Origin of the sequence: Oryzomonas sagensis (assembly GCF_008802355.1) — a bacterium.
Classification (GTDB): Bacteria; Desulfobacterota; Desulfuromonadia; order Geobacterales; family Pseudopelobacteraceae; genus Oryzomonas; species Oryzomonas sagensis.
Window position 1 is genome coordinate 604,213 of sequence record NZ_VZRA01000003.1, and the last position, 24,038, is coordinate 628,250.

Below are 24,038 nucleotides of genomic sequence, written 5' to 3' on the forward strand. Positions count from 1 at the left end.
TCGGTGTTATCTTCCTTACATGTAACGCAGGAACGTCATGCAGATGTTCCAGGTATCCCGCACCGGACGGAAATGGCTCGTGGCGCGGCCATCGGCCACCCGCGCCGGCACCGCGAGGGAACCGATGGAAAACCCGCTGCGCCACGCCTTCATGAGAATTTCCATCTCCAGGTTATAACCGTCGGCAGCAAGCGCCACCGAGCGGAGCAGCCGCCCGGAATAGCAACGGAACCCGGACTGGCTGTCGCTGATCTCAAACCCGGTCCGCTGGCGCATGCACCAGACGCCGAAACGGTTCCAGACCTTGCGCAGGCCGCCCATCTCCTGGAACTGGCTGAAGCGGGAGGCGATCAGGATATCGAAACCGCCATTCCGGAAAGCAGCGACCAGCCGCGGAATCGAGGATACATCATGCTGGCCGTCGGCATCAAGAGTGACGACGGCATCGCAGTCATGCTCCAGCGCCCACGCAAAACCGGTCCTGAGCGCCCTCCCCTTGCCCCGGTTGCGATTATGGCGCAACAGGAGCGCCCCATACCCGGCAGCTATACTCGCCGTGGCGTCGGCCGACCCGTCATCCACCACCACCAACGGATACCCCAGGCAGGAACACTCCTCCAGGATCGCGGCCAGGGTCTTCTCGGCGTTGAACGCCGGGATCAGGATACAGACTGCCATGAATCGACCATTTCCCGCAAGGTGATAAACGTGTAGCCGGCCAAGAGCCTCCGAAGCCGCGGCAACGCATCCCGGCGCGTCCCATAGGAGGCAAAGCGTTTCAGGAGCGGCAGCTTGAGACGCGGCCCCAGGGGGTCAACCTCACGGGGATGCAGGTACAGCACTGCCGGCCGGCCGGCCCGGCCATACCTCTCGACCGTCGCCGCGATCAGCCCGAATGGAAACAGGCGGAATCCCCATCCGCCACCGGTGGGCAGATTTCCCAAGGGTGACCCTGATACCATGGGCGGTATCTCCCACAACGCCCCGTGCGCCGTCTCGATCCGGTACGGGTGACGAGCAGCGTTTCGATCCCCGATAAAGGGGAGCGGGTTGCGGCTGGAGTCGTAGCGATAGCCGCGCTGCGCCAGGATGTCGTCAAACCAGGGGGTATGGGCTGTTGCCGACCACTGGGGGGCGCGAAATCCGACCGGCAAGCTACCGGTGATCCCCATGATGACGTCTTCGGTCTTGTGCAATTCATCCGCAAACTCCGCCGAGCTGAGTTCGTGGACCAGACGGTGCGAATAACCGTGGGAGGCGATCTCATGCCCCTGCCGATGAATGGTGCGCACCAGCTCCGGATCGGCCTCTGCCACACAGCCAAGGACAAAAAAGGTTGTTTTTACCCCAAACTCTGCGAACAGGTCAAGCAGCACCTCCGTGGCTCTGTGGACACGCCAGTCATCAGGCGGGATACACGGCTGCTGTTTGAGACCACAGACGTGAAACCAATCCTCCAGGTCAACCGATAGGCTATGTACGGCTTGCTTCGCCACAATCCTCCAAGATTTTAAAAAATACAGTAATTATATTTTTTCGTCAATTATACCGAGCGGCCTGCAAAGTTGCGAGTTAAAACCGGACATGTCACCACGCCAACCGGTAATGCCCCATCCCGTAGGAGGCCCCCTTGCCCAAATGCAGATACTCCCCCAGCGCCAGAAACGGCATAAGATCGTTGAAATCGCCGTTTAGGACGCCATCTCCCATGACCCCGGACAGGGCCAGGGAACGGCGGCCGGCGTCGGCGTAGAAAAAATTGTCTTCAAGCAGTTCGATACGGTTGGCAACATGGGCATACTCCCTGAAGTTGTCCCGCATCTCGTAGCCGCAATAGTAGTAGGCCAGGGCAGAGACCCTGCGCATCAGCGAACGGACAAACTGCCCGGCATCGAAAAAGTTCATGACCTTGCCGGTCTTGGCCAACTTCAGGGGGGTCATGAAGGTAACGCCGACGGCATCGGTCGGGCGGCAACGGCTGTCAACAATGCCCTGGGCGTCCAGGGTAACCAGATTTCCCAGATCCGGCGCACCATCCCCGGTAGCTATAACGGCCGGATTCCCGTGGAAGTCCAAGGATTCCACCCGGGGAATTGTCGCCACAGCAAAATGCCCCGCGTTGTGCCCGTTTGCGAGCAGGGAACGGAATGCGCGTATGAACTCCGTCGTATGGTTGAGCGCCTTTCCCACCAGAACCAGCGTGCAGACGAAGTCGTCGGCCTGTCTCGGGGCGGCGCCGTGGGGCGGGAACGAAAAGATGAACGGCAAGGGGGGCTTTTGATGGCACCTCACGGCAGAAGGGTCGGCACCAAGCTGCTGGCTGAACAATACACAATAGGGACACTCCGTACAACCGGAGCCCGTTGAGCATGCGGATGCGTTTCCCGTGCAGACGAGTTTTCTGAATACCTCGGCAAAGTCCGGGCCACTGCGGTACAGATACGAAACCACACGGGAAACATCACTGGTATGGATGGTAAAACGCAGGTGAACGAAACTGAAATCCAAGTAAAATCCTCATTCGCGATAAAAAAATCGGGGCGTCCCGCAGGATGCCCCGATTATACCACATATTGCCGTAAAACGTATCAGAATTAGGCAAACTGCGCCTTGAGAAACTCCCGATTCATGCGGGCGATGAACTTGACGTTGATCCCTTTGGGGCAGGCAGCCTGGCACTCGTAATGATTGGTGCAGTTGCCGAAACCGCATTCAGCCATGGCCTTGGTCATGGCTGTGACGCGGGCGGCAGCCTCTGTCTTGCCCTGGGGCAGGATCGACAGTTGGGAGACCTTAGCCCCGGTGAACAGCATGGCGGCGCCGTTGGGGCAACCGGCCACGCAGGCTCCGCAGCCGATGCATTCGGCGGCATCCATGGCCTCGTCGGCTACCGGCTTGGGGATCAGGATGGCATTGCCGTCGGCCACCCCGCCGGTGTGGCAGGAGGTATAGCCACCGGCCTGAATAATGGTATCCAGAGCCGAGCGGTCGACGATCAAGTCTTTAATGATCGGAAAGGCGCGCGCCCTCCAGGGTTCAATGTAGATGGTATCGCCATCCTTGAATTTGCGCATGTGGAGTTGGCAGACGGTGGTGCGCACCTGACCGCCATGGGGTGCGCCGTTGATCACCTGGGAACACATGCCGCAGATGCCCTCGCGGCAGTCGTGGTCGAACACGATCGGCTCCCTGCCTTCGAGGATCAGGTCCTCGTTGACGCAGTCGAGCATCTCCAGAAAAGAATGGTGCTCGGTGATGTTCTTAGCGGTATAGGTCTCGAATTTACCGGGATCGCTGGCATTTTTCTGGCGCCACACGATCAGTGTCAGTGTCATGGTCTTGTGATCGCTCATTATTTGTAGCTCCTTACGGCGAGATGTACGTTCTCGAATTTCAACGGTTCCTTGTGCAACTCCGGCTCGGCACCCACGCCCTTGAATTCCCAGGCGCCCACATAGCAGAAGTTGACGTCGTCGCGCTTGGCCTCGCCGTCGTCGTACTGGTATTCCGAGCGGAAATGGCCGCCGCAGGACTCGTTGCGGTGCAATGCGTCGCGGCACAAAAGTTCGGCGAACTCCAGGAAGTCGGCGGTGCGGCCGGCGTTCTCCAACTGTTGATTGAGATCGGCGCCGCTGCCGGTGACCTTGACGTTCTTCCAGAACTCCTCGCGCAGGGCCGGAATCTTCTTGATGTTTGCCTCAAGGGACTCCTTGGTGCGTGCCATGCCGCAGTTTTCCCACATCATGGTGCCCAGTTCGCGCATGAAATCGGTAACGGTGCGTTTGCCGTTGATGGAGAGGAGCTTGTTGACATTTTTGTTGACGTCCTCCGCCGACTTCTTGAATTCGGCGTGATCTTCCTTGACCTGGCCCGGCTTGATGGTGGCCAGATAACCGCCGATGGTATAGGGGATGACGAAGTAGCCGTCGGCTAGCCCCTGCATCAGGGCCGACGCTCCCAGACGGTTGGCGCCGTGGACCGAGAAGTTGGCCTCGCCCAGCACGAACAGGCCGGGGACATTGCTCATCAGGTTGTAATCGACCCAGAGGCCGCCCATGGAATAATGGGGGGCGGGATAGATGCGCATCGGCGACTTGTAGGCGTTCTCGTCGGTGATCTTCTCGTACATTTCGAACAGGTTGCCGTAGCGCTCGCGGATGGTATCCTCGCTGAGGCGTTTGATGGAAGCGGCAAAATCCAGATACACGCCGCGGCCGCCCGGGCCGACGCCGCGACCCTCGTCGCACTGTTCCTTGGCGGCGCGGGAGGCGATGTCACGCGGGGCCAGGTTGCCGAAGCTCGGGTACTTGCGCTCCAGATAGTAATCGCGATCTTCCTCGGGAATCTGGTTGGGAGGACGGGTGTCACCCTTTTTCTTGGGTGCCCAGCAACGCCCGTCGTTACGCAGCGACTCCGACATGAGGGTCAGTTTGGACTGGTAGTCGCCGGCCTGGGGGATACAGGTCGGATGGATCTGGGTGTAGCAGGGATTGGCGAACAGGGCGCCCTTTTTGTGGGCCTTCCAGCTGGCCGTAACCGAGCACCCCATGGCGTTGGTGGAGAGGTAGAACACGTTGACATACCCTCCGGTGCAGAGGCAGACGGCATCGGCGGCGTAGCTTTCCAACTCGCCGGTCACCAGGTTGCGCACGGTGATGCCGCGGGCCACACCGTCCACCACGACCAGGTCGAGCATCTCGCGGCGGTTATACATCTTGACCGTGCCGGCCTTGATCTGGCGGGAGAGAGCCGAGTAGGCCCCCAGCAGGAGTTGCTGACCCGTCTGACCGCGGGCGTAGAAAGTCCGGGAGACCTGGGCGCCGCCGAAGGAACGGTTATCCAGGTAGCCGGCGTAGTCGCGGGCAAAAGGGATGCCCTGGGCCACACACTGGTCGATGATGTTGTTGGACACCTGGGCCAGACGCCAGACGTCGGCTTCGCGGGCGCGGAAGTCGCCCCCCTTGATGGTGTCGTAAAACAGGCGATAGATGGAGTCGCCGTCGTTGGGATATGCCTTGGCAGCATTGATACCGCCCTGGGCGGCTATGGAGTGGGCGCGGCGCGGGCTGTCCTGATAACAGAACGCTTGCACATTGTAACCCAACTCTCCCAGCGAAGCCGCGGCAGCGCCGCCGGCCAGGCCGGTGCCGACCACGATGACGTTGTACTTCCGTTTATTGGCAGGATTGACCAGTTTCAGGTCAAAGCGGTGTTTGTCCCAGGTTTGCTCAATCGGTCCGGTTGGACATTTTCCATCAAGTATCACGGTAACCCCCTTAACCTTTCAGAATTCCAGCAAAGATTGACAACGGAACGGCGACGTACCCCAGAAACAAAACCAGCGCAACCAGGGTGCCTGCCTTGACATAGATCGGCAGCGTCCTGTCGGTACTCCACCCCATCGTCTGGAAAAAGCTCTGTATGCCGTGTGACAGATGCAGAAACAGGGTTACCATGGCCGCCACATAGATAAAGGCCACGAAAAAGTTCTGGAAGCTGGAGACTACCATGGTAAAGACGTTGATCGCCCCCTCGGCATCGGGCACCAGGGCCATGCCGGGGACCACCTTCATGGTGAAGTGCAACAGGTGATAAATAATGAAGCAGAGAAGGAGCAGGCCGGTCCAGATCATGTTCTCGCTGGCAAACGTGGCCTTCTGGGTCGCCTTGACGGCATACGGCTGGGGCCGGCCGCCGCGATTCTCAATGGTCAACTGAATACCGTACCAGATGTGAATGGAAACGGCAGCCAGCATAAAGGCCCGGAATGCCCACACCAGGGGAGGAAACGCATGGAGGTGGTGGGCATAGGCGTTGATGCCTCCGCTGATCCAGCCAAAAATGGTCGTATTGCCGATCAGATGGACCACGACAAACAAGATCATGAGCAGTCCCGTGATCGCCATCACGATCTTTCTGCCGATAGACGATGATAGTAGTTGCATAGAGTTCCTTCCTTTTCAAAATGGTAATAACGCTCGGAGCATCAATGGAAATAAAGCATGGGGATAGCGAGATGATAAGGGAAAGGCGGGGGACCACGCCAACACGACCTTGAGACGACCTGCATTCTATCCTCCTTCGGGTGTATTTGATGCGGCAGTCATGCAATTAATGCCATGTCATTTTCTCTGTGGAATCCAGACAGGGCATAGTAAACACCGTTATAAAAAATTGCAAGGGTTTTGTGTATACAGAATACAGGCGAAACAGCTCCAGGCGTCAGGCATCACCGGGATTGCATTTGGAGCGACATTCTGATAGTAAACTACACGCTATCGTAAGCATTTTGTTACGAACACATGATATGATTCACACCTGTACCTCTCCGTGACCCGGTCACCGTAGCTACGATGCGAACAAGATTTAGAACAGAATTGATAACGAGGGGTTAGATGTTATTCCAATTAATAAAAAAAGACAAGCATTGTGCCGCCCGACTGGGCCTTATCACTACCTCGCGGGGTGAGATTCCCACGCCGATTTTCATGCCGGTGGCCACCCACGGCGCCATGAAACCGCTCACCCCTGCACAGATAGAGGAAACCGGGGCGCGGATCATTCTCAGCAACACCTATCACCTTCATTTGCAACCGGGCGAAGGTCTGGTGAAAAAGGCCGGCGGTCTGCACAAATTCATGTCGTGGGACAAACCGATTCTGACCGACTCGGGCGGATTTCAGGTCTTTTCCCTTCCCAATAAGCGGATCACCGAGGATGGCGTTTTCTTCAAACACGAGGTGACCGGTGAGGAAATCTATCTCGACCCGGCCAGCGCCACCCGCATTCAACAGGACCTGGGGGCCGACATCATCATGGCCTTCGACGAGTGCATCCCCTACCCTTGCGACAAGGCGTACGCCGAGCAATCCACGAAAAAGACCATCCGCTGGCTCAAGGAGTGCCGTAACGCCATGACCGACAACGGCCAGGCCCTGTTCGGCATCGTCCAGGGGAGCGTGTACGAGGATCTGCGGGCCATGTGCGCCCGGGAGATGCGCAAGCTGGACCTGCCCGGCTATGCCATTGGCGGCGTCAGTGTCGGCGAAGGATTGGAACTGCTCAAAAAAGTGGTGGGCTGGACGGCGCCGCATCTGCCGGAAAACAAGCCGCGTTACCTGATGGGAGTCGGCCTCCCGGAAGACATCCTGGAGAGTGTCGAGCGAGGTGTCGACATGTTCGACTGCGTCATCCCCACCCGCTACGCCCGTAGCGCGACACTCTTCACCCGGCGGGGCAAGATCCGTCTCACCAACAAGAACTACAAACGGGATTTTTTCCCCATTGACCCCAGCTGCGACTGCTACACCTGCCGGCATTTCACCCGCGCTTACCTTCACCACCTGTTTGTGGCCAACGAGGTGCTTTCGGCGATCTTGTCCGCCCTGCACAACATCCACTTCTACCTGACCATGATGGCCGAGATCAGGGAGGCGATCGCCAATGACCGGTTCATGGAATACAAGGGTCGGTTTCTTGGGGAATACCTGGGGAATGAACGGAAGTAAAACGCCTGCCGACACCCGTTATTTTCCTGATGCTGGAGGATGGAGGGGTAGCAGCTCGATAGCGATGGCTCTGTGCACACAGATCGCAGAGGGTGCGTTGGCAGGGTGAGGCGTTATTCAGCGCTTGATCTTTTGTTCCAACTCAAGATCAAGATTTTTCAAACGTTCGAGACTCTGGCGCAGTTCCTTGTTATCCCGGGTGAGGGACAGATTTCGCTCCCTGAGGGTTCTCAAGTCGTGCTGGCTGTCGCGAAGAGCGCCCACAGCCACCAGGTAGGCGGCCAAGGGCGCCGCCTGTCTGGTCCAGGCGCTGCGGGGGAACTCCTTTTTCAATCGCGCCAGCAAGGCATTGGCATGGGTGTCCCCCTTTCCTCCCTCGTCGCGCAGGTGAAGCAAGGCCAACCGGAAAAGCGCTTCATCCGTCACGCCGGGCAACGCCTGGCCAGCGACGACCTGTTCCAGCAACCCCTGTGCCTCCCGTTCTTTCCCCTGCATCAGATACTGCAGTGCACCGGCAAAACGGCGTTCCTGTTCCATGGCTGGCGTGGCCGCTGGAAGCGGTTTGCCCTTCAGCAGGCTGCAGCCACCGGAAAACGCCACCACCAACGACAGTATGAGCGCAAGAGCAGCCCGCTCAAACATCATAGTTTCCCGCCTCTCTCACGATGATATAGTTACTGCCCGACGACTCCTTGACGTGATCCTTGACCTCGGCCGCAGCCGTAGCGATCTCGGCGGCGGTGGCATAATCGCCCGGCTCGCAGACCAAAACGGCAATCGACATGGATATGAGCGGAAACACCCGGGGCACGCCATAACGGTCAACCCCTTCAAATGAACCGGCAGCGCGATCCTCGTCCGAATAAAAGAATGGGACCATGGCGTCGAATTCCTGAATGATCGTCTGGCAGGCCGATTTGGCCAGTTCCGCGCCGACGATGACGACAAAATCGTCGCCGCCGATGTGCCCGACAAAGGCTTCGGGATCATGCAGGCGCTTGACCGCATTATGGATCAGTTCACCGGTCTCACGCAGTATCTCGCTGGCCTTGATGTAACCGTAGCGATCGTTGTAGGATTTGAAGTTGTCCAGATCCAGGTAGCACATGGCAAACGGCAGCTGCTCACGCAATCGCCGGCTGATGGAACGTTCGATGGCGATATTTCCCGGCAGCCGGGTCAGGGGGCTGGCGTCGAGACTGATCTGCTCCAACTCCTTGAGTCTGGCCGCCATACGCGTGAAATCCTGCGCCAGGGTGCCGATCTCGTCACCCGGCGGAATGCCCGGATCGTGGTCGAAGTCGCCGGCGGCAATGCGGTGGGTGGCGGTTTGCAGCTTGCCGATGGAGGAGGCGAAGGTATAGATCAGATAGACTGCCACCAAGAAGGCGAACAGCACGCCGACAAAGGCCAGACCGATGGAGCGGGTGACGGTCTTGGCCTCCTTTTCATCGGATACTTTCAACTTGTTCGCCAGGGATTCCTTCTGTTCCACCCGAATCTGTTCGATAAGATCTTCCACCCGGGCCGTAGCCTGCTTCATGGCCCCGGCGTCGACCTCCCTGCCGTTGAACACCCGCCTGGTAAGGTTTGCGTAGGCCGCGTACGCCGCAACAAGCTTGTCGCCGCCCTTGCCCTGGTAAACGCGCTGCAAAGAAGCCAACTCCGAGCGGAATTTTTCCGCATTTTGGTCGTAAAGCTCATGGAATTCCGCCTGCCGCAGGATCTGAAACTTGCCGACATAGCGTTCCTGCGTCAGCATCATCTCGCGCAGGGTAATGGTAATGGTGGCTGCGGACAGATCGCTTCTGGCGATCTCCTCCTCCATGCGATGCATCGACCCCAGGCCGGTGACGGCATATATCAGCGCGGCCATCATACATATCCCGCAGAGGGCAAAACTGATGATCATCTTCTGGATCAGGCTCAAGCGAAAATGTCCGAGGAATGGCATGGCATCGGCCTCTAGTGCGCAAAATCCGTTCGGCGGCGCGGCATGGTAAGGGTACCCGACGACTACGGCTCGCCTATGGTAGTACAGAAACGGGGGCAAATGCAATTCATTGTCGCCGCATGCACGTCCACATGGCAAAAGACGTTGCATTGTGCCCGGCGCAGAGCTATATAAAAACCGCATGCACTTCCGCCATAACCAAACCAACAGAAAAGGATGCAACATTATGATCGAAAGACGACGTCCATCAGTCGGGACGATAGGTGTGCTGGCCGCCCTGATCCTGCTTTCCTCCGCCGGCGTACATGCGGAGGAAAATGTCTGCGGCCCGACCACGCCGAGCGAGGAGCATCTGTTCAATCTCCAACTGGAGAACGAAGGGCTCAAACTCAGAATCAAACAGCTTGAAACCGTCAAGACCATCTCAGCCGAACGTCTGCGTCAGAAAAAGGTCCAGCGCCTCCGGGAGATTGCCGCCGAGGTCAAGACCCAGCGTCAAACCACCAGCGATTTTCAGGGCTTCGTCAAATGGATGAGCACCAACCTGGCGGGCTACAACCGGTACATCCAGGCCGGTTCCTATGCGGCGGTTGCCGCCAGAATGCTCCCGATCCCCTACGCCGGGCAGGCTTCAATCTTCACCAAGTTCGTCACCCAGTTTACGGTGGCACTCAACAACGCCTCCGTTTCGGTCACCAATTACCTGAACTCATCCCAACGCTTCATCGCGCTGGTCGAGGTCATCGACCCGGCCAAACCGCTCGATGAGAAGGCAATAACCGAAGCATCCCATTTTGCCGATCAGAAACTGTTGAAAGACATGAACGATGCCCAAACAAAACTGGCTACGGTCGCCGACCTTTCGTCCGGCGCCCTCTCCTTCCTTGAGAGCGTGAACCACTACGCCAGCGGAACGGATGAATATTGGAACAAGGTCAAGGGGCTGATGAAAAAGGATGTCGACCCCAAGGAAAAAAGCTTCCTGTCGGAGAGTACCAGCAACCTCAAGACCCAGGCCAACCGGTTCAACGGCAAGCTGAGATCCTTCGAAGAGATCACGAAAAAGGAAGCGGCGAGCGTAAAATCCCTGGCGGTCTACGATGAGCTGGCCGCCGATCTTGTGGCCGCGAAATGAGCAACGAGACCGTTATGACCGCAAACCGCAGCACCTTCGACGACTTGGTGAATATCATGCGCCGCCTGCGCGGCCCCGGCGGCTGCCCCTGGGATGCCGAACAAACCCACGAGAGCCTGACGCGCTATCTGCTGGAAGAGACCTACGAAGTCATTGAGGCCATCGACGCAAAATCTCCAGAACATCTGAAAGAGGAGTTGGGCGACCTGTTGCTGCAACCGGTCTTTCATGCCGCAATTGCCGAAGAGGCGGGAGCGTTCGACATGGCCGACGTCATCCAGGAACTCTGCGACAAGCTCGTCAGACGCCATCCCCATGTCTTCGGCGACATGGAGATCCGTGACAGCGAGGCACAGGTAGAAAACTGGGAGCGCATCAAGAAGGCCGAAAAGGGGCAGGAGCGGCCATCGGCCCTGTCCGGCGTGCCCCCGCATCTACCGGCGTTGCTCAAGGCTCAGAAGATCACCGAAAAGGCCTCGCGGGTCGGTTTCGACTGGGAACATGCCGACCAGGTCTTTGCCAAGGTCATGGAAGAGTTGCACGAGTTTGAGGAGGCGTGGGACGGGGGCGATGAGACCCGCATGGAGGACGAGCTAGGCGACCTGCTGTTCGCCATCGTCAACCTGGGGCGTTTCCTGTCGCTCAATCCCGAGGAGGCCCTGCGCAAAACGATCAACCGCTTTCAACGGCGTTTCCGGTATGTGGAGGAAAATCTCCAGGGGCAGGGAAAGAAGATGAATGAGACCCCGCTTGCCGACATGGATATCCTATGGGAAGAGGCTAAAAAGCTCGAATGATCGGCGTGCCGGGGGGATAAGTCACAGGAATGTGACGTCTTTTACCATCAGGTTTCAGCTTATCCACAAAAATTGTGGATAAGCTGTGGACAACAGTGTTGATGAAATACAAAAGTTATATTTTTACAAGTGATTTTTGCACTTTGCCTTTTTTTTACACAAACGCATTTCAAAACAATTTCAACAAGTTATATTCGTCCCTTTGGATTTTGGGTAGTTAGCCGGTTGGCGGCGGCTTGGATACAACAAATAATTTCCATGCCAAGTTGGCCTGTTCATAACTGTCATTTTTTCAGAAAAATTCGTTGCCCTTTAAATTCAACGTGTTCCATCCGTGAAAGATATTCCTTGCCTGCAATGCCGCCAATTCAAGGGGCACTCCTTTTCCGTCCCAGTTTCCTTGTGAGCATTGCCAGCATCTCAAATGCCTCCTCCGACCGCAACAACCGGACGCAGAGCCCGTAGATGACGATGCCCGACGCTATGGCGCCACCAAGCACCAGGGCTTTGCCTGTTTTATGCCCCATGAGCGACCAATCGGCCCAACTGCACAGATAACGGACCGTGATGGCCATCGGCACGGCGGCAGCCAACGACTTCAGACCGCAGTACACAACCCCCCGCCCGCCGAACGGGCCGATCTTGCGCCGCAGGAACCAGAGCAGCATAACCATATTGCCCAAGGCCGAAATCGTGGTGGCCAATGCCAATCCCCCATGTTTGAAGGGCCCCATCAGAGCCAGGCTGAAACCAAAATTGAGCAGGAACGCGCAAAAGGCGCTCCAGACCGGCGTTTTGGTGTCCTTGAGCGCATAGAAGGCCGGGGCGAGGACCCGCGTCATGGCTACGAAGGAAAGGCCCAAGGAGTAATAGAAGAGCGCCTGGGCCGAATTGACCGCCTTTGCGTAGTCGAATGCCCCCCCCATGAAGATCAGGCTGAAGATGGGGGTCGAGCAGACCAGAAGGCCGGCCATGGCCGGAATGGTGATGAAGAGGGTCAGACGCAGGCCAAATGAGAGGGACTCCTTCATGCCGTTCATGTCGCCCGCGGCCGCCTGCCGACTCATGGAGGGGAGTACGGCCTGGGCAACGGAGACCGTGAAGATACCCTGGGGAAATTCGAACAACCGCTGGGCGTAGTAGAGGTACGACACGCTCCCCTGGGGCAGCAGCGAGGCCAGTATGGCGCTGACGGTAATATTGAGATAGTAGACCCCCACGCCAAAGATGGACGGCAGCATCAGGAGGGCAATACGGCGCACCTGGGGATGGCCGAAGGCGAAACGGGGACGGAGCGGAAATCCTTTGCGCCACAGCACCGGCAGTTGCAGAAACAGTTGCACGATACCGCCGATCAACACGCCTGTTGCCAGCGCCGTAATGGGAACATCGAAGAAACCCCGCAACGAGAGGGCTGCAACGATCATGGAGAGATTGAGGAAGACCGTGGAGATGGCTGGGGTGAAAAAATGGCGGACCGTGTTGAGAATCCCCATGCAGAGCGCCACCAGGCTGATGAAGAAGATGTAGGGGAACATCACCCGGTTCAGGAGTACGGTCAGCTCGAACTTGCCCGGCACCGCGTGAAATCCGGGAAACATCAAGCCGACGATGACCGGAGAAAACAGGATGCCGGCCAGGGTCACACCGGCCATGACAATGGTCAAAAGACTGAAGCAGGCATTGGCCAGTTCCCGCGCCTCATGTTCGCCCCGCTTGTTGAGAGTCTCGGAAAAAATGGGCACAAAGGCCGAGGTCAGAGCCCCCTCGGCAAAAAAACGCCGCAGCATGTTGGGGATTTGGAAGGCGGCAAAAAAGGCGTCACTCGCAAATCCTGCGCCGAACAGACGCGACACCACCATGTCGCGCACCATGCCCATGACTCGCGACAGAATGGTTGCCGAACCGAGGATACCTGCTGCCCGCGCTATATTGCCCTTTTCAGACATAATCAGTGTTCATCCCCCTCACCCATTTCAGGTAAGCCAAGGAGTCCGGCGGCCTCTCCCTGGGGCAGTTCCTGCACGTCCCGCAACTTGCGTTCGATAGCCCGGGTGCGGATGGCGGCCTGATCGATATGATTGCCCGCCTCTTGCAACTTCTTGCTCGTTTTTTCGAGTACCCCCCCGAACTTGGCGAATTCGGTCCGCACCGCGCCAAGCAGGGTCCAGACTTCGGCCGAACGTTTCTCGATGGCCAGGGTGCGAAAACCCATCTGCAGGCTGTTCAAAAGCGCCGCCAGGGTGGTGGGCCCGGCCGCCAGGACCTTGTATTCCCGCTGCAACGTCTCGGCCAGGCCGGGCCGCCGCAATATCTCGGCATACAGTCCCTCGGTAGGAATGAACATGATGCCGAAATCGGTGGTATGGGGGGGGTCCAGATACTTGTCGCGGATGGCCTTGGCCATCTCCTTGATCGCCCGTTCCAGCTGACGGGCAGCTTCCTCGGCGGCAACGGCATCGGCGTTGTCCTGGGCCTCCACCAGGCGGAGATAGTCCTCCTGGGGAAACTTGGCGTCCAGCGGCAACCAGACCATGCCCTCCGCCGTACCGTCCCGGCCGGGCAGGCGCAGGGCGAACTCCACCCGCTGTCCGCTCCCCTTTTTAGATTCGACGTTGCTTTCGTACTGCCCCGGCGCCAGTATCTGCTCCAGCAGACTGGCCAGTTGAACCTCGCCGAAGGTGCCGCGGGTCTTGACGTTGGTCAGAACCTTTTTCAGGTCCCCGACACCGCTGGCCAGGGTCTGCATCTCCCCCAGACCGCGCTGGACCAGTTCAAGACGTTCGCTGACCAGCTTGAAGGACTCGCCCAGGCGTTTTTCCAGGGTATCGTGCAGTTTTTCATCAACCGTCGCCCGCATCTGCTCCAGTTTCCGGGCGTTATCCTCCTGAATCAGCCGCAGACGGTCCTCCACGGTCTCCCGCAGCTTGTCCAGCCTCCCCTCATTGCTCGCGGTCAGGTTTTTCAGCTGGCCGGCAAAGATGTCCAGTTGATTCTTCTGCAAGCCGGCAATCTCGCTCATGCGTTTCAGGAGCGAATCCCCCAGGGCACCCACGAGCGATGTTCCTTCCTCGCGTCCCTGGCGGGCCGAGAGCTGGGCTTCCTCACGGTTTCTGGCAAGTTCGTCGCGCAGCATGCGCTCCATACGTTCCAACTGCCGCTCCAGGGCATCGATACGCACGTCAAACGATGCGTTTGAAGCGATGCGCGAGAGCCGCGCCAGCACCAGGGCCGACAGTATCAGGGAAAGTAGCGACACTATGAGTAGCAGGTAAAATAATGGTGCTGTCATGGCTGTTGTTCCGTTTCATGCGTGGTTGGTTTACTGCTGTTCTTCATGCCACATCCTCGTTATACTTAGCAACTAGTTTTTGTATTCGGCAACTCAGTAGTTAATCAATTTTTCCCTATTTATTTTCTTGATTTATACCGGTATTTCGTGATAACCCGTAATAGAGTTAAACATATATATCAAGGAGGACGTATGACAGCAACTCTTGTTGAACTGACTGCGGGTATTGTTTCTTCCCATGCGGCCGGTACAGAGATGAACAGTGACGATCTTATCCAGGAAATCAACCGGGTCTTCACGACGTTGAAAAAGCTGGAAACCGAAGGAGCCACGGCGGCAGAAGGCGCCGCTGCGCCGGGTGCACCGGCCATGCCGATCAAAAAAGCCTTCCAGAACGATCAGGTCTGCTGCCTGATCTGCGGCAAAACGGGGTTCAAGACCCTTACCCGCCACCTTAAACAGGCTCATGACATGAAACCGGGCCAGTACCGCAAACAGTTCAATATCCCCGCATCCCAGTCCCTGACCGCCAAGAACTACTCCGAGGCCCGCCGCAAGGCTGCCAACGAAAACAATCTGGCTGCCAACCTGGAAAAGGCCCGCGCCGTGCGTGCCGCCAAAAAGGACGCCGCCAAACCGGCAAAACCGGTAAAGGCAGCTGCAGCGAAACCGGCAAAACCGGTTAAAGCAGCGAAAGCCGTCAAGGCAAAACCGGCCAAGGCCAAAGCCTAATTATTCTACCCAGTGCCACAACAAAAAAACCGCTGAGAGGCGGTTTTTTTGTTGTGGCGTTCTTCTCTCAATCCCCTGCTGTTGTCAGCGTCCCACTGTTTGAAGAGCCGTCAGACACCGGGAAAGTGCAGCGAACTCTTCCATGGAAAGGGTCTCGCCCCGGCGTTTTCCATCGATCCCGCACTGTTCCAAAATCCCGTGCATCTCATCCGGCGAGGCGAGTTCAGCCGCTTTCAAGCAGTTGGACAAGGTCTTGCGGCGCATGGCAAAGGCCCCCTTGACCACTTTTCGGAAAACCGACTCATCACCGACCTCAACCCGGGGGCGCGCAAGCGGCACGAAGCTCAACACAGCCGAGTCCACCTTGGGACGGGGATGAAAGCAGGTCGGCGGAACGATGAACTCCCGGCGGATATCGAACCACAACCCCAACAGCAGCGTCGTCACACCGTAATCGGCACAATCCGGGGAGGCCACCAGCCTTTCCCCGACCTCGCGTTGCAGCATCAGCACCAGTCGCGAAAAAAGACTGCGCAACTCCAGCAGGCGGAAGAGTATCGGCGTCGAGATGTTGTACGGCAGGTTGGCCACCACCTTCCAGGCCGCCGGTTCCGCGCCCAGCACCACGGCAAGGTCGAGCGCCAGGATGTCGCCGTCGATCACCGTGATCCGATCGTTTCCGGTGTAGCGTTCTTTCAGGGCGGCCGCCAGCGCGTGGTCGAACTCCACGAGCGTCAGCCTGCTGCCGTGTTGCGCCAGCAGTTCGCTCAGCGCGCCTCGCCCGGGGCCGATCTCGAGGATACGGTCATCCGGGGTCAGTTCGGCAGCACGGATGATCTTGGCAATGATGTTGCCGTCGACGAGAAAATTTTGGCCAAGGGCCTTGAGGGGGCGACGCAATGCTGTCATGAGAACATGTCCTTGATGCGGTCCATCTCCCAGGTGGCGGTAACGTCCAGGGACAGGGATGAGGCGTGACCGTTGCACAGATAATAATTGCCGGCAACCCCCAGCATGGCCGCGTTATCGCCGCACAGGGCGGGCTTGGGGATATGCAGTTCCACGCCGAGATCTGCCGCCATGCGGGTCATACGGGCGCGCAGACCGCTGTTGCAGGCCACCCCGCCCGCTACCACCAGGCGTCGCGCCCCGCAGCGCCGGAGAGCCGCCTCGGTCTTGAATGCCAGGACATCGCAGACCGCCTCTTGGAACGAGGCGCACAGATCGCTGGCATCCTGGCTCGGCATGGCAAGGGGATGTTTGTTGACCCATTGCAGCATGGCCGTCTTCAGGCCGCTGAAGCTGAAATTGAGACTGCCGTCATTGATCAGCGGGCGGGGCAGACGCACCGCCCGGCAATCCCCCGTCCGTGCCAGGGCATCGATGCGGGCGCCGCCCGGATATTCGAGCCCCATGATCTTGGCGGACTTGTCGAAGGCCTCGCCGGCGGCATCATCGATGGTTCTGCCGATGGTCGTATAGCGGCCGAAGCCCTCAACGAGATAGAGGTGGGTATGGCCGCCCGACACGACCAGCGCCAGGAAGGGGAACTCCACCGGCTGTTCCAGACAAGTGGCAAAGATATGCCCCTCGATGTGATGAACGCCCACAAAGGGGACGGCCTGGGCAAAGGCGATCGCCTTGGCGGCGGAAAGCCCCACCAGAAGAGCCCCGGCCAAACCCGGCCCACGCGTGACCGCCACCCCCTGGATGTCTCCCATGGCCAAACCAGCCTCATGCAACGCCTGGTTCACCACCGGGGTAATCATCTCCAGGTGTTTGCGCGAAGCAATTTCCGGCACAACGCCGCCATACTCGGCATGGATGGCGATCTGCGACGACACCACCGACGAGAGCGTCTCGCAGCCGTCACGCACCACTGCGGCTGCGGTTTCATCGCAGGATGATTCAATGGCAAGTATCAACACAATAGTTATTACCTTTTTGCGGCACGCGGCCGCCGGGATGAAAGTGAAAGCAAAAAGAGGATCTCATTACTTCGCAAAATCCTCAAGGTCTAACTCTCCCCGGCGATTCCGTGACGACGTATCATCGTTCCCAAATCTCTTTTTTGTCCTTTCCCAGATAGGCCCGTTTGACCTCGGCATTCTCCAGCAACTCGGCCGACGGCCCTTCCAGGATGATCTTGCCGGTCTCCAGCACGTAGCCCCGGTCGGCCAGCTTCAGGGCGGCCTTGGCATTCTGCTCCACCAGCAGTATGGTGACGCCGTTCTCCCGGCGCAACCGCTCCAACACCCGGAAGATTTCCTGCACCACCATGGGCGCCAGCCCCATGGAAGGCTCGTCCAGCAGCAGGAGTCTGGGGTTTGCCATCAAGGCCCTGCCGATGGCCAGCATCTGCTGTTCCCCCCCCGACATGGTGCCGGCCAGTTGCCGACGCCGCTCCTCCAGCCGGGGGAACAGGGTAAATACCTGCGCCATATCCCTGCGAATGACGGTTCGATCCTCACGGCTGCGGTAACGCAGATAGGCACCCAACTCCAGGTTGTCCTCGACCGAGAGCGGCTTGAACACCTGGCGCCCCTCGGGTACCTGGGAGATGCCGTATCTGACGATCTTGTCCGGCGTCAGGGCCGTGACCGGCTCCTTGCGGAACAGCACCTCACCGCTGCCGGCCGGCGTCACCCCGGAGATGGTATTGAGGATCGTGGTTTTACCGGCCCCGTTGGCGCCGATCAGGGTCACGATCTCCCCTTCCCCCAGATGCAGGGAAACGTTTTTAAGGGCATGGACCTTACCGTAGTAGGTATTTATATTTTTAAGTCGCAACATCGGAATAACCACTACCCTCGCAAAATAAGGACGTGAACATTAACCCGTCACCGATATTCCAAGTCTTACCCATCCCCCAGGTATGCCGCAATTACTTCCGTATTTTCCTGGATCTCCCGCGGCGTCCCCTCCGCCAGCTTTTTGCCCAGGTTCAGCACCACGATCCGGTCGCACACATCCATCACCAACTCCATGTCATGCTCCACCAGCACCACGGTAATACCCATCCCGCGTATTTTTCCAATCAGTTGCGCCAAGCCGAGGGTTTCCTGGCTGTTGAGCCCGGCGGCCGGTTCATCCATCAGGATGATGCGGGGCTCCACCGCCAGGGCGCGTGCGATCTCCAGTAACCGCCCCTTGCCGAAGGAGAGGTTACCGGCCGTATCGTCCGCCAGTCCCGCGATACCCGTGAACTCAAGCCAATGCATGGCAGCTTCCCGGATGCGCCGCTCTTCGGCGATGCTCCAGGGCATCATCAGGGAACAGGCCAAGAGCCCGCTGGAACTCTTGGTATGGAGTCCGACCATGACGTTTTCAAGAACACTCATGGCACCGAACAGTTCGATGTTCTGGAACGTCCGCACCATGCCGAGGCGCGCCAGCCGTTCCGGGGGAAGCCCCGTGATGTCTTTGCCGCCCAGCTTCACACTGCCGGAGGTGCGGCGGTAGATGCCGGTAATGATATTAAACAGGGTCGTCTTCCCTGCGCCGTTGGGACCGATGACGCCGGTAACGGAACCCTGCCCGATGGTAAAGGAGACGCCATCCAGGGCCGTGACGCCACCGAATATGCAGGTAATGCCGGAGACCTCAAGCATTGCCGGCGCCCTCCCGTCTCCTGGCCGCTCTTCTGAAAAGTTCGGGGAGGCCCCGCACCAGCCCGCCCGGCATGAACATGACCATGATCATCAGCAGGCCGCCGTAGATGATGATATCGTAGTCCTGGGCGCCCCGCAGGAGTTCGGGCAAAAGCGTCAGGAGCGCCGCCCCCAGAAACGAGCCGTAGACACTGCCCAGGCCGCCGATCACCACCATGGTGAGTAACTCCACGGAGAAATTAAAACCAAACGAAGCCGGGGAGACAAAGGTCATGGTATGGGCGTAGAGGCTGCCGGCCAGGGAGGATATGACGGCAGACAGGGCAAAGACCTGCACCTTGAGGATGCGGGCATCGACCCCCATGACCCGGGCCGCGACCTCGGAGTCGTTAACCGCCCGTAGGGCGCGACCGACCCGGGAACCGGCCAGATTGACGCAAAACAGCACAACCGCCAGGCCGAACGTCCAGATCAGATAGTAGTTCTTCAAGTCGTTGTCGAATACCAGGGAACCGATGGCAAGGTTGGGGATGCCCGACAGGCCGGACGGGCCTCCGGTAAGATCCACGGTCTCGTTGAACACGATATAGATGATAATGCCCAGGCCGAGGGTGGCCATGGCGAGGTAATGCCCCTTGAGCTTGAGGATCGGGAAGCCGATCAGCCCGGCCAGTATGCCGACCGTGAGCGCCGCCAGCGGCATGGCGAGCCACGCATTCCAACCGTAGGTGGCGGTCAATATCCCGGAAAGATAGGCGCCGATGCCGAAAAAGCCCGCGTGGCCGAGGGAGATCTGACCGGCATAGCCCAACAGCAGGTTGAGCGCCACCGCCAGCATGGTGTTGATGCCGACGAACACCAGCACGTTCATCAGGTAGCCGCCCGTGAAAACCAGCGGCGCGGCAAGAATCAGTACGGCAAAAAACAAAAATTTGAGCAGCTCGCGTTTCATGCCGTCACACCCGCTCCGATTCGGCCTTGCCGAACAGTCCCTGGGGCCGGATGAACAGGATCAGCAGGAGGATGATAAAGGCAATGGCATCCTTGTAGCCGGAGGATATCAATCCCGCTCCCAGGGATTCGAGCACCCCCAGGATCAGCCCCCCGACCACGGTGGCGATGCCGCTGCTCATCCCGCCGATGATGGCGGCGCAAAACCCTTTCAACCCCAGCATGATTCCCACGTCATAGGCGGTCATGGTCAGGGGGGCCACGATGATGCCGGCCAGCGATCCCAGCATGGAACTGATGATGAAGGAGAACAGTACCATGCGGCGCACGTCGATACCCACAAGGCTGGCGGCGCGGCGGTTGTACGAGCAGGCCCGCATGGCCTTGCCGCTGATGGTGTGATAGAAGAAAAATTTGTTGACGGCAATGATCAGCACCGTGATGGTCAGTATCCAGATGTGTTGGGGCAGTATGGTCGCCCCGGCGATGGAAATCGGTTCGTCCCCTGAAAATGGCGGAATGGCATGGGTATCCTTGCCCCACAGCAGCATGGCAAGGCCGCGGATCAGGATGCTGCCGGCAATGGTGATGATCACCAGATTGATGGGGGTCGGCTGGCGTAGCGGCCTGATGGCAAGACGCTCGAACAGTATCCCGGCCAGGGCGGATACCGCCACGGCGCAGGGGACGGCGGCCCAGAGCGGCAGGTGCAATAGTTCCAGAAAGAAGAGCGTCAGCATCCCCCCCAGCATGACGAATTCGCCCTGGGCGAAATTGATGATGCCGGTGGCATTGAAGATGATGGAGAAACCGATGCCGATCAGAGCGTAGATCGCTCCTGTGGACAGGCCGGAAAATGAATATTGGAGGATCTGTTCGAGCTGCATTGGCGTCCGTTTCTTACGCAGAAACTCCCTCCCCTTCATGGGGAGGGAGTTTCCCTTTCATAGTGAGGCGTCCGCTACTTTACGATGGACCAGTGCCGTTTTTTCACCTCTACCAGCACAAAGGCGTCTTTGTTCAATCCGGCATGATCCTGGGCCGAATAGCTGAAGGTCCCGCCGATGCCGGCAAACCCGCGCGTCCTCTCCAACTGATCCCGAATCGTGGCGCGTGTATCGCCCCCGCGTTCGATGGCGTTTTTCAGCAGCATGACCGCATCCCAGGCATGGCCGCCGAAGTGATCCCCCTCGGCCCGGTAATGCTTTTGGTAATCCTTGACAAAGGCCGTCAGGGCCCCTTTCTGTCGATCCGAACCGGGAAGCAGGTCCGCCACGATCACCTTGCCGGAAGGGAGTTTGATCCCTTCGGCGGCATCACCGGCCAGTTCGATGAACCTTTTGGAAGATACGCCGTGACTCATGAACAGGGGCGTTTTGAGGCCCAACTGGCGGGCGTTCTTGGCGATAACCGCCGGTCCCGGGTTGGTGCCCCAGCAGATGATCGCCTGGGCCCGGGAGCCCCTGATCCTGGTCAGTTGGGCGGTCATGTCCGTATCCTTGGGACCATAGGTGTCATCCGACACGATGGTGATGCCGTATTTTCTGGCTTGGGCCTTCAGCTGCTCGCGGCCCGAGGCACCAAAACCGTCGGAAACGGTCAGGATGGCAACCTTCGACTGTTTATGCCGTTGCAGGTATTCGTAGATTTTTCCGACAGCCAGGGTATCGTTCTGGGCGGTCTTGAATACCCATTTCTTAACCGGTTCCGTGATCTTGATACCGGCGGAACACGAGATGAGCGGCACCTTTTCACGCTCGGCCACCGGGATGACCGCCATGGACTCGCCGGTGGTGCTGGGGCCGATGATGGCCGCCACATGGTCGTCCCTGATCAGTTTGGTGGCGAGCTGTACCGCCTTGGTTGCATCGCCGGAGGTATCATAGACCACCAGCTCCAGTTTGTGCCCCTTGACGCCGCCGGCCTTGTTGATTTCTTCCACCACCATCTTGGCGGTATTGCGCTCCGGTTCCCCCAGAAAGGCCGCCGGGCCGGTCACGGCGAACAGCCCGCCGATCTTGATTGTTCCCGCGGCAAATACTGCTGTGGCAGATAGAAGACCGACGCACACGACGCCGCACACTGCGATCAGTTTTTTCATTTCCCCCCCTAGAGTTGAACCGGATGCCTCGAACCGGATTACATGCTGTACAGGCGTTCCCCCGCCAACACGCTGAAATTGTTGGCCTTAAGCACATTAATAGCCTTATCGGTCTCATCGAAACGGAAGATGATCACCGCATTGCCACCGCAGTGCTCGACAAAGGCGTACATATACTCAACATTGATCGATTCCGTATCCAGGGTCTGGAGTATGGCTCCCAAACCGCCGGGACGGTCAGGCACCTCAACGGCGACCACCTCGGTCTTGTTGACGGTGAACCCCTTGCCCTTGAGCACGTGGTTGGCCCTCTCCACATCATTCACGATCAGACGCAGAATGCCGAAATCCGAGGTGTCGGCCAGGGACAGTGCCCGGATGTTGATGCCGTTCTCACCCAGGATGCGGGTAATTTCGGCCAGACGGCCCGATTTATTCTCGATGAAGATGGATATCTGCTCGACTTTCATGATGTACCTCCTGGGGTCAAAACCCGGCTTCTGCCACAGAGCCACACAGGCACGAAGAACTTCAAAACCAATCGTAAAAAAGCTTGGGGGTAACCCCTAAAGGAATTTCGCTTTTCTCCTGTTTTCCTCTGTGTCTCTGTGTCTCAGTGGCAGATTTCGATGTTAGAATTTCCTAGAATTTCCGTTTGTCGATAACCCGTGTCGCCTTGCCTTCGCTGCGTTGAAGGGTCTTGGGTTCAACCAGTTTGGCGGTGCAGGTGATCCCCAGCACATCCTTGATCTCTTTTTCGATCCGCTTCGACAAGAGTTGCAAGATCTTGATCTCGTCGGAGAAGATTCCTTCATCCACCTCCACATGCACTTCCAGGGTATCCAGATTATCCTTGCGGTCCACAATCAGCAGATAATGGGGTTCAACCCCTTCGATGCCCACCAGGATCGATTCGATCTGGGAGGGGAAGACATTGACCCCGCGAATGATCAGCATGTCGTCCGAGCGGCCGCACATGCGATTTATGCGGGCATGGGTCCGACCGCACACACAGGGCTCGTAGGTGATGCTGGTAATGTCGCGGGTGCGGTAACGGATCAGGGGAATGCCCTGTTTGGTAATGGTGGTGATGACCAGTTCGCCCAGCTCCCCGTCGGGCAGGCGCAGGCCGGTTGCAGGATCGATGATCTCGGGGATGAAGTGGTCTTCCCAGATATGCAGCCCCTTCTTGGCCTCGATGCATTCGATGGCCACTCCCGGCCCCATGATCTCGGACAGGCCGTAGATATCGATGGCCGACAGGTTCAGTTTCGCCTCGATTTCGCCCCGCATGGCCTCTGACCAGGGTTCGGCCCCGAAGATGCCGATCCGCAGCTTGAGCTTTTTGAAATCGATTCCCGCAGCACTGGCCTCCTCGGCCATGAAGAGCGAGTAGGATGGGGTGCAGGTCAATACCGTTGAGCCGAAATCCTGCATGATCATGATCTGGCGTTTGGTATTGCCGCCCGAGATGGGGATGACCGACGCCCCCAGCCGTTCGGCGCCGTAATGGGCTCCCAAACCGCCGGTAAAAAGTCCATAACCGTAGGCATTATGGATGATATCCCCCCTGTGGGCGCCGGCCGCCATAAACGAGCGGGCCATCAACTCACTCCAGGTTTCGATGTCCTTCTGGGTATAGCCGACCACGGTCGGCTTACCGGTGGTACCGGAAGAAGCGTGGATGCGGACGACCTCTTCCAGAGGAGCGGCAAACAGACCGTAAGGATAGGAGTCGCGCATGTTCTGCTTGGTGGTAAAGGGAAACCGTTGCAGATCGTCCAGGCTGCGCACGTCAGCAGGTTTGAGCCCGGCCCTATCAAAAGAATCTTTGTAAAACGGGACATTGGCATACACTCTCTCAACCACGACTTGCAGCCGTTTGAGTTGCAACGCCTCCAGCGCCGGGCGAGGCAGGGTCTCAAACTCTTCATTAAAATACATGCGTCGTTACCTC

At 58.3% G+C, this 24,038-nt stretch carries 23 protein-coding genes; 4 read left to right on the forward strand and 19 right to left on the reverse strand.

Annotation, left to right across the window (positions count from 1 at the left end; translation table 11 throughout):
- Nucleotides 1–15: 15 nt before the first annotated feature.
- The 6 genes from F6V30_RS13565 to F6V30_RS13590 form a co-directional block, all read right to left on the reverse strand.
- Entirely contained in the window at nucleotides 16–678 is a 663-nt protein-coding gene (locus F6V30_RS13565) for a glycosyltransferase family 2 protein (RefSeq protein WP_151157471.1), read from the reverse strand.
- Nucleotides 660–1,496, reverse strand: coding sequence for a polysaccharide deacetylase family protein (locus tag F6V30_RS13570; RefSeq protein ID WP_151157472.1), 837 nt, complete (start codon nucleotides 1,494–1,496; stop codon nucleotides 660–662). The genes F6V30_RS13565 and F6V30_RS13570 overlap by 19 nt, the downstream gene beginning before the upstream one ends.
- A gap of 91 nt (nucleotides 1,497–1,587) precedes the next feature.
- On the reverse strand, nucleotides 1,588–2,268 hold the full coding sequence (gene cas6 / locus F6V30_RS13575; RefSeq protein ID WP_151157473.1) for a CRISPR system precrRNA processing endoribonuclease RAMP protein Cas6: 681 nt from the start codon (nucleotides 2,266–2,268) through the stop codon (nucleotides 1,588–1,590).
- 326 nt (nucleotides 2,269–2,594) lie between these two features.
- Entirely contained in the window at nucleotides 2,595–3,353 is a 759-nt protein-coding gene (locus F6V30_RS13580) for a succinate dehydrogenase/fumarate reductase iron-sulfur subunit (protein WP_151157474.1), read from the reverse strand.
- Complete coding sequence (locus F6V30_RS13585; protein ID WP_151157475.1) at nucleotides 3,353–5,266, reverse strand: fumarate reductase/succinate dehydrogenase flavoprotein subunit; 1,914 nt, start codon at nucleotides 5,264–5,266, stop codon at nucleotides 3,353–3,355. The genes F6V30_RS13580 and F6V30_RS13585 overlap by 1 nt, the downstream gene beginning before the upstream one ends.
- A 10-nt stretch (nucleotides 5,267–5,276) precedes the next feature.
- Nucleotides 5,277–5,945 carry a succinate dehydrogenase cytochrome b subunit gene (locus tag F6V30_RS13590; protein ID WP_151157476.1) on the reverse strand — a complete coding sequence of 223 codons (669 nt, stop codon included), beginning with the start codon at nucleotides 5,943–5,945 and terminating at the stop codon, nucleotides 5,277–5,279.
- Between the two features lie 450 nt (nucleotides 5,946–6,395).
- On the opposite strand from F6V30_RS13590, the gene tgt reads away from it, so the two are divergent.
- On the forward strand, nucleotides 6,396–7,508 hold the full coding sequence (gene tgt / locus F6V30_RS13595; protein WP_151157477.1) for a tRNA guanosine(34) transglycosylase Tgt: 1,113 nt from the start codon (nucleotides 6,396–6,398) through the stop codon (nucleotides 7,506–7,508).
- A 117-nt stretch (nucleotides 7,509–7,625) separates the two neighbouring features.
- Here tgt and F6V30_RS13600 read toward each other — a convergent pair whose 3' ends face one another.
- Together F6V30_RS13600 and F6V30_RS13605 are read right to left on the reverse strand one after the other, a co-directional pair.
- Complete coding sequence (locus F6V30_RS13600) at nucleotides 7,626–8,153, reverse strand: outer membrane protein assembly factor BamD (RefSeq protein ID WP_151157478.1); 528 nt, start codon at nucleotides 8,151–8,153, stop codon at nucleotides 7,626–7,628.
- Complete coding sequence (locus tag F6V30_RS13605; protein ID WP_151157479.1) at nucleotides 8,143–9,462, reverse strand: GGDEF domain-containing protein; 1,320 nt, start codon at nucleotides 9,460–9,462, stop codon at nucleotides 8,143–8,145. Before F6V30_RS13605 ends, F6V30_RS13600 begins: the two co-directional genes overlap by 11 nt.
- Before the next feature lie 226 nt (nucleotides 9,463–9,688).
- Between F6V30_RS13605 and F6V30_RS13610 the strand changes: the two genes are divergently transcribed.
- Both F6V30_RS13610 and mazG read left to right on the forward strand, forming a co-directional pair.
- Complete coding sequence (locus F6V30_RS13610; RefSeq protein ID WP_151157480.1) at nucleotides 9,689–10,597, forward strand: hypothetical protein; 909 nt, start codon at nucleotides 9,689–9,691, stop codon at nucleotides 10,595–10,597.
- Between the two features lie 14 nt (nucleotides 10,598–10,611).
- On the forward strand, nucleotides 10,612–11,394 hold the full coding sequence (gene mazG, locus F6V30_RS13615) for a nucleoside triphosphate pyrophosphohydrolase (RefSeq protein ID WP_151157481.1): 783 nt from the start codon (nucleotides 10,612–10,614) through the stop codon (nucleotides 11,392–11,394).
- Between the two features lie 368 nt (nucleotides 11,395–11,762).
- Here mazG and murJ read toward each other — a convergent pair whose 3' ends face one another.
- Entirely contained in the window at nucleotides 11,763–13,343 is a 1,581-nt protein-coding gene (gene murJ / locus F6V30_RS13620; RefSeq protein WP_151157482.1) for a murein biosynthesis integral membrane protein MurJ, read from the reverse strand.
- A gap of 2 nt (nucleotides 13,344–13,345) precedes the next feature.
- The gene (locus F6V30_RS13625; protein ID WP_151157483.1) at nucleotides 13,346–14,686 is read right to left on the reverse strand and encodes a DNA recombination protein RmuC; all 1,341 of its coding nucleotides are present in this window, start codon (nucleotides 14,684–14,686) and stop codon (nucleotides 13,346–13,348) included.
- Nucleotides 14,687–14,878: 192 nt separating this feature from the next.
- On the opposite strand from F6V30_RS13625, the gene F6V30_RS13630 reads away from it, so the two are divergent.
- Entirely contained in the window at nucleotides 14,879–15,418 is a 540-nt protein-coding gene (locus tag F6V30_RS13630; RefSeq protein ID WP_151157484.1) for a Ros/MucR family transcriptional regulator, read from the forward strand.
- 84 nt (nucleotides 15,419–15,502) lie between these two features.
- Here F6V30_RS13630 and rsmA read toward each other — a convergent pair whose 3' ends face one another.
- From rsmA to F6V30_RS13675, 9 genes are all read right to left on the reverse strand, one after another.
- Nucleotides 15,503–16,327, reverse strand: a complete 825-nt coding sequence (gene rsmA, locus F6V30_RS13635; RefSeq protein ID WP_151157485.1) for a 16S rRNA (adenine(1518)-N(6)/adenine(1519)-N(6))-dimethyltransferase RsmA — start codon at nucleotides 16,325–16,327, stop codon at nucleotides 15,503–15,505.
- The gene (tsaD, locus tag F6V30_RS13640) at nucleotides 16,324–17,346 is read right to left on the reverse strand and encodes a tRNA (adenosine(37)-N6)-threonylcarbamoyltransferase complex transferase subunit TsaD (RefSeq protein ID WP_151157486.1); all 1,023 of its coding nucleotides are present in this window, start codon (nucleotides 17,344–17,346) and stop codon (nucleotides 16,324–16,326) included. The genes rsmA and tsaD overlap by 4 nt, the downstream gene beginning before the upstream one ends.
- A gap of 121 nt (nucleotides 17,347–17,467) precedes the next feature.
- A complete protein-coding gene (locus F6V30_RS13645) occupies nucleotides 17,468–18,211 on the reverse strand; it encodes an ABC transporter ATP-binding protein (protein ID WP_151157487.1) in 744 nt (247 codons plus the stop codon).
- A 65-nt stretch (nucleotides 18,212–18,276) separates the two neighbouring features.
- Nucleotides 18,277–19,029: an ABC transporter ATP-binding protein gene (locus F6V30_RS13650; protein ID WP_151157488.1), complete on the reverse strand. Its 753-nt coding sequence runs from the start codon at nucleotides 19,027–19,029 to the stop codon at nucleotides 18,277–18,279.
- Nucleotides 19,022–19,981: a branched-chain amino acid ABC transporter permease gene (locus F6V30_RS13655; protein WP_151157489.1), complete on the reverse strand. Its 960-nt coding sequence runs from the start codon at nucleotides 19,979–19,981 to the stop codon at nucleotides 19,022–19,024. The genes F6V30_RS13650 and F6V30_RS13655 overlap by 8 nt, the downstream gene beginning before the upstream one ends.
- A gap of 4 nt (nucleotides 19,982–19,985) precedes the next feature.
- Nucleotides 19,986–20,867 carry a branched-chain amino acid ABC transporter permease gene (locus tag F6V30_RS13660; protein WP_151157490.1) on the reverse strand — a complete coding sequence of 294 codons (882 nt, stop codon included), beginning with the start codon at nucleotides 20,865–20,867 and terminating at the stop codon, nucleotides 19,986–19,988.
- A gap of 74 nt (nucleotides 20,868–20,941) precedes the next feature.
- Nucleotides 20,942–22,081 carry an ABC transporter substrate-binding protein gene (locus F6V30_RS13665; RefSeq protein ID WP_151157491.1) on the reverse strand — a complete coding sequence of 380 codons (1,140 nt, stop codon included), beginning with the start codon at nucleotides 22,079–22,081 and terminating at the stop codon, nucleotides 20,942–20,944.
- Between the two features lie 38 nt (nucleotides 22,082–22,119).
- Nucleotides 22,120–22,551 carry an ACT domain-containing protein gene (locus tag F6V30_RS13670; protein ID WP_151157492.1) on the reverse strand — a complete coding sequence of 144 codons (432 nt, stop codon included), beginning with the start codon at nucleotides 22,549–22,551 and terminating at the stop codon, nucleotides 22,120–22,122.
- Nucleotides 22,552–22,723: 172 nt separating this feature from the next.
- Nucleotides 22,724–24,025, reverse strand: a complete 1,302-nt coding sequence (locus F6V30_RS13675; RefSeq protein WP_151127384.1) for a phenylacetate--CoA ligase family protein — start codon at nucleotides 24,023–24,025, stop codon at nucleotides 22,724–22,726.
- Nucleotides 24,026–24,038: the final 13 nt, after the last annotated feature.

What these genes read in the sequence shown, in the direction of transcription:
- F6V30_RS13565 (WP_151157471.1), bottom strand. Translation starts at nt 678, where the DNA reads ATGGCAGTCTGTATCCTGATCCCGGCGTTCAACGCCGAGAAGACCCTG.
- F6V30_RS13580 (WP_151157474.1), bottom strand. Translation starts at nt 3,353, where the DNA reads ATGAGCGATCACAAGACCATGACACTGACACTGATCGTGTGGCGCCAG.
- F6V30_RS13590 (WP_151157476.1), bottom strand. Translation starts at nt 5,945, where the DNA reads ATGCAACTACTATCATCGTCTATCGGCAGAAAGATCGTGATGGCGATC.
- tgt (WP_151157477.1), top strand. Translation starts at nt 6,396, where the DNA reads ATGTTATTCCAATTAATAAAAAAAGACAAGCATTGTGCCGCCCGACTG.
- F6V30_RS13600 (WP_151157478.1), bottom strand. Translation starts at nt 8,153, where the DNA reads ATGATGTTTGAGCGGGCTGCTCTTGCGCTCATACTGTCGTTGGTGGTG.
- F6V30_RS13605 (WP_151157479.1), bottom strand. Translation starts at nt 9,462, where the DNA reads ATGCCATTCCTCGGACATTTTCGCTTGAGCCTGATCCAGAAGATGATC.
- F6V30_RS13610 (WP_151157480.1), top strand. Translation starts at nt 9,689, where the DNA reads ATGATCGAAAGACGACGTCCATCAGTCGGGACGATAGGTGTGCTGGCC.
- mazG (WP_151157481.1), top strand. Translation starts at nt 10,612, where the DNA reads ATGACCGCAAACCGCAGCACCTTCGACGACTTGGTGAATATCATGCGC.
- murJ (WP_151157482.1), bottom strand. Translation starts at nt 13,343, where the DNA reads ATGTCTGAAAAGGGCAATATAGCGCGGGCAGCAGGTATCCTCGGTTCG.
- F6V30_RS13625 (WP_151157483.1), bottom strand. Translation starts at nt 14,686, where the DNA reads ATGACAGCACCATTATTTTACCTGCTACTCATAGTGTCGCTACTTTCC.
- F6V30_RS13630 (WP_151157484.1), top strand. Translation starts at nt 14,879, where the DNA reads ATGACAGCAACTCTTGTTGAACTGACTGCGGGTATTGTTTCTTCCCAT.
- rsmA (WP_151157485.1), bottom strand. Translation starts at nt 16,327, where the DNA reads ATGACAGCATTGCGTCGCCCCCTCAAGGCCCTTGGCCAAAATTTTCTC.
- F6V30_RS13645 (WP_151157487.1), bottom strand. Translation starts at nt 18,211, where the DNA reads ATGTTGCGACTTAAAAATATAAATACCTACTACGGTAAGGTCCATGCC.
- F6V30_RS13650 (WP_151157488.1), bottom strand. Translation starts at nt 19,029, where the DNA reads ATGCTTGAGGTCTCCGGCATTACCTGCATATTCGGTGGCGTCACGGCC.
- F6V30_RS13655 (WP_151157489.1), bottom strand. Translation starts at nt 19,981, where the DNA reads ATGAAACGCGAGCTGCTCAAATTTTTGTTTTTTGCCGTACTGATTCTT.
- F6V30_RS13660 (WP_151157490.1), bottom strand. Translation starts at nt 20,867, where the DNA reads ATGCAGCTCGAACAGATCCTCCAATATTCATTTTCCGGCCTGTCCACA.
- F6V30_RS13665 (WP_151157491.1), bottom strand. Translation starts at nt 22,081, where the DNA reads ATGAAAAAACTGATCGCAGTGTGCGGCGTCGTGTGCGTCGGTCTTCTA.
- F6V30_RS13670 (WP_151157492.1), bottom strand. Translation starts at nt 22,551, where the DNA reads ATGAAAGTCGAGCAGATATCCATCTTCATCGAGAATAAATCGGGCCGT.
- F6V30_RS13675 (WP_151127384.1), bottom strand. Translation starts at nt 24,025, where the DNA reads ATGTATTTTAATGAAGAGTTTGAGACCCTGCCTCGCCCGGCGCTGGAG.